Raw genomic sequence first — 4,143 nt, 5'->3', positions numbered from 1 at the left:
TAATCGTCGTATAGCTGCCGCCACCGACTACCCCACGCACAGCTGCCAACGTTGGAGACTTACCCTCTTGTAACAACTTTTCTGCCGCCGCCCAAATCTGCTCCTTCGTAATCCGTGCTACTCCTGCCATGTAAAATCACCCTCCATATTGTAGTATGTTGTATATTGTATGTAGTATGTAGTATGTAGTATGTAGTATGTAGTAATTACATTATACTACATACTACAATATATTACAATATGATTTTTTCATAATTTTGCTAAGTCATGAAGTAGCTGCATCCTATTATAGTCCCGAGCTACAAAAGCCTCCAATACCGCAGTCATCAACTGACTACGGCTTAACTGGAGACGAGCAGCAATACAATCTAGCTGCTGCACTAGGTCAGGCGACGGATAAAACTTTACAGGCGGCGTCCTCATATAGCCCCCCCCTGTTTCGGATGCGGTCGCATCCTCTATCCGCACTACAACCTTGCCACTCGGAGTCTATTTTTTCGGACTCATCCAAATTTATTTATTACATAAATCATGTATAAACGACATCCTCTTATAATCACGATTAACAAACGCCTCCAACACCGTAAATATTAAATGACTACGACTACCTTGGAGACGACTAGCAATAACATCTAACTGCTGCACAAGCTTTGGCGACGGATAAAATTTTATAGGCGGCGTCCTCGACATATAGCACCCCCTCACCCAAAAACTTATTTTCATACCAAAATTATAACCTTCTAGTTCTTATAAGGACAATATTTTATTTTCTGAACTTATAAATATCTGCCTTTCAACTTTAGCGTTGTCTACACTTAATTAAAGTGAAGGTGAGAAAATGCAAACAGAAACATTCAAAGTTATAGGCTTAAAAATTCGGGAGTTTCGGAAACTGCGAAACTTAACGCAAGATCAGCTTGCAGAAGCTATTGATTCGACCGGTTCATACATTGGCCGAATTGAACGCGGCGAACAAAACGTTACACTGCATACGTTGGAAAAAGTAGCCGAAACGCTTCAAATCAGCGTTTTCGATCTGTTTGATATAAAGCAACGAAACGCGCTTAAAAATACACTGATATGGGAAACGGTATCCCTTCTACTGGAACAAAGTGAAAGCCGCCAGCGCAAAGGATTGAACATCTTGAAAGAAGTCTTCAAACCCGAATAAGGGGGGAAGTCTAGGAAAAATCTCCGCCCCAGGCCGATTTCTGTTAATTGGCCTTTTAATATTCTTTTATCAACCTCTGTAATAATCCAAAACTTTTCGCTTACCTCACTTGTATAAAGACATCTTTTTTCATCTTGTAGTCGCGGCATAGGCTAGCAGCCTGCGTGTGGGCATCGGCCGGATGCGGTCGCACCGTGGGGCCCTCCCTGCCGGGCTCCACCCACGGACACTTCCGCATCCCTCCTCATGCTCATAATAGTTCTTTCCGTTACCTTTTGTCCCACTGTACATGCTTACTCTCTCTCCTTTAACCACCTTAATTCTCCGCGCCTCTACACAAATGACATATTAGATACCACCTATCGCCAGACCAACAAACCTCAAAATGATAAATATTTAATTACGTTTACAAACCCATTAACGACTGCCAAAACTGCTATCCGCCCAAAGGAACGTACATACTAAAGAAACGAAGCGCAAACGAACCTGTTGTTGCCAGGTCGTGACGCTTCGTTTTTTTAGTATCCTTTTATTTATCGCCATAATGAGTACGGAAAGCATAAAATTCAATCATTCCATCATTGATGCGATAAACCAACCGATATCAACCGCATCCTATCGTAGTCCCGAGCTACAAACGCCTCTAGGACCGCAGTCATCAACTGACTACGGCTTAGACGAGCAGCAATACAATCTAGCTGCTGCACAAGGTCAAGGGGCGGATAAAACTTTACAGGCACCTGCCGCATCCGGCTCCGGTGCGCAATTACCAAAATAACATGCACAAATAATTGTGATTTTAAATAGATTAAGCAGCTTAAATGGCCAGATATTATTAGCCTTACGATGCTTAACATCATACTCAATGCCCATGTCTAGATGCGCCTGAGTGCCTATGTTTGAAGTTGAGTTGAGTTGGAACCCGCCCTCCAAGGACTCATTAACACCATTAATTTCTTTTCGGATGCCCCATGTTATCAACAAGCACAGCAAAAAAGCTACTCCAAACCAGTCTGTATTGTGGAAAACATTCCCTTCATGGCGTGTGTATGAGATAATTAATGAGTGGTGAAAAAGTGCTTATTTCCGAAATTTTATTATAAAAATGGAGGTGGTGAAGAGATGGGGGTGAATTTTGTTTTAGAATCTACTATTCAAATAATTATGATTTTTCTCTATTTAAGTCTACTTGCTCTTTTTACATCTTTAACTTTCTTTTTCATGTCTGTTGGCAAATATTTTTCGAAAAATAAGGATAGAATTAGTCGATTAGAAGCGGATATGATAAAGTTGCAAGAAAAATTAAATAAATAAATCAAAGAAGCATCAGATTTACTGATGCTTCTTTTTACACTTTCTAATCACGAACAATGGAACGTGCAGTGAAAGTAATCACTCCGTCATTTGCATACTTAACCGTAATTGTTGTCGTAATATTATAAGTTTTACTAGACCACTCTATTCCGAGATTGGCAGTCGAAACAAATTCAGCTCGTGAAGAAACGGTTCTTTCATTGTTCTCTAAAATAGAGCTTTGTTGAGAAATACTATATGGGGCGCCTGATTTTGTTCCTACAGTACTTGTAGAGGTTATTTCTGCGTGTCTACTATAAATTTTATAATCCGTCACAAGATGTAACTTATTTAATAGATTAATGTGATATTGAGCGTCATTCGTAAACCGTTGACCGATTCGGCCAGTATATTGTTGCTCTCCTGTGTCTCTTAAAACTCCTCGTTTTACCCTTTTGTTTGCTCTAGGAGCTTCTATAATGTCTTTCATCATGCTATCAATCATTTGATAGTGTATTTCTTTCAATTCTTCTTTGTTAGAGAAAGCTACTCGTTCTCCTTTCCCATTCGTTTGAACTGATTTTCCAGAAGCTTTTGTTGTTGCAGGTACTTCTTGAGCAAACGCAGAAGTGGCACTTAAGATAGTAAACGCTGAAAGTGCTGTAACTAATAATAATTTTTTCATATATAATTCCCCTTTACGGTATATTTACCAAGGTGAATATACCAAAAAAATACTATATACGGAAGGTAAAATATACCATCACCTGATGTTTTCAATAATTTTACACATGCAAAAAAGCCACCTCATAAGGGTGGCTTTATGCACCATTGTATATTGACTTGTTTTGTCGTATCACTTCTCAAAACTCATGGAATGGGGTATACTTTATTCATCAATGTTCCCGCACTCGTTTTGGCTCCCCTGCCTGGCGGGTGTTTTTATTTTATTTTTATCCATGAGTTCTTTTTCCTCTCCCATATATCTTACCTCTCTTGCTCTCATTATCTTAAGTGCTTCGCGCTCCGCTTGCATCGTATGCAAAACATTCATATCATCCGTAGTCTTACGCTTTTCTGATAACAGCAACTTAAGCATCTGAATATCCATGTAACGTTTTCTCTTCTTCCGCACCTCTTCCGGAAAATCACGCTCCGTCTCATCCTCGTAATCCTCACACATCATTACAAACTTTTTCATCGCCTCAATCATCATATCTGCATCTGGAGGCAACTCCTCATTGAGTACCAGCTTTTGCAAACGACCTCGAATCTGTGCAACCTCGCGACGCTTTTCGGTGTCAATATCCCTCAACCTAAAGAGATAGTTCTTACACTGCACAAACTTATCCGGATCTCCTTGCTGCAATACCCGCCAAAATGCAGAGTCATGTACAAAACGTGTAACCAAATACGTCCAGAGCATTGACAGGCCATCATAACGCAAAAGGTAGTCCATGGAGTCAAAAACCCTTGTTTCTCCTGTAGCCATATTTGCAAAGTCCCGCATGTAATCCCTGCGTATCTCAAATTCTACGTTCCAAACCCTATCGACATCCATGCCCCGCCGTTCATACAAATCAAGAAAATAGTCCTTACGTTTGTCCTTAATCTCTTTTGATTTGTTATATATGCGTAGCTGGCATCGCGAGCGGTCACCAAAATATACCGTACCGAAT

4 protein-coding genes and 1 pseudogene are annotated in these 4,143 nt (G+C 40.3%); 2 read left to right on the top strand and 3 right to left on the bottom strand.

Features of this window, described 5'->3' with window-relative positions:
• Window positions 1–130, bottom strand: a 130-nt coding sequence (locus PPOP_RS25845; protein WP_006285870.1) for a DNA-binding protein, incomplete at its 3' end; no start/stop codon positions are given.
• Window positions 131–838: 708 nt separating this feature from the next.
• On the opposite strand from PPOP_RS25845, the gene PPOP_RS08705 reads away from it, so the two are divergent.
• Both PPOP_RS08705 and PPOP_RS08695 read left to right on the top strand, forming a co-directional pair.
• Window positions 839–1,171 carry a helix-turn-helix domain-containing protein gene (locus tag PPOP_RS08705; RefSeq protein WP_006285869.1) on the top strand — a complete coding sequence of 111 codons (333 nt, stop codon included), beginning with the start codon at window positions 839–841 and terminating at the stop codon, window positions 1,169–1,171.
• A gap of 1,122 nt (window positions 1,172–2,293) precedes the next feature.
• Window positions 2,294–2,485: a hypothetical protein gene (locus PPOP_RS08695; RefSeq protein ID WP_006285866.1), complete on the top strand. Its 192-nt coding sequence runs from the start codon at window positions 2,294–2,296 to the stop codon at window positions 2,483–2,485.
• A gap of 43 nt (window positions 2,486–2,528) precedes the next feature.
• On the opposite strand, the gene PPOP_RS08690 is transcribed toward PPOP_RS08695, so the two are convergent.
• A complete protein-coding gene (locus PPOP_RS08690) occupies window positions 2,529–3,149 on the bottom strand; it encodes a hypothetical protein (RefSeq protein WP_006285865.1) in 621 nt (206 codons plus the stop codon).
• A 204-nt stretch (window positions 3,150–3,353) separates the two neighbouring features.
• Window positions 3,354–4,143, bottom strand: a pseudogene (locus PPOP_RS22675) (hypothetical protein); the annotation flags it as partial.

Source organism: Paenibacillus popilliae ATCC 14706 (genome assembly GCF_000315235.1).
GTDB lineage: Bacteria > Bacillota > Bacilli > Paenibacillales > Paenibacillaceae > Paenibacillus_B > Paenibacillus_B popilliae.
Note: the sequence above shows the minus strand (reverse complement) of the source record. Positions and strands in the feature narration are given on the sequence as shown.

Coding starts and splice junctions, on each gene's coding strand:
- PPOP_RS08690 (WP_006285865.1), bottom strand. CDS start 3,149: ATGAAAAAATTATTATTAGTTACAGCACTTTCAGCGTTTACTATCTTA.
- PPOP_RS08695 (WP_006285866.1), top strand. CDS start 2,294: ATGGGGGTGAATTTTGTTTTAGAATCTACTATTCAAATAATTATGATT.
- PPOP_RS08705 (WP_006285869.1), top strand. CDS start 839: ATGCAAACAGAAACATTCAAAGTTATAGGCTTAAAAATTCGGGAGTTT.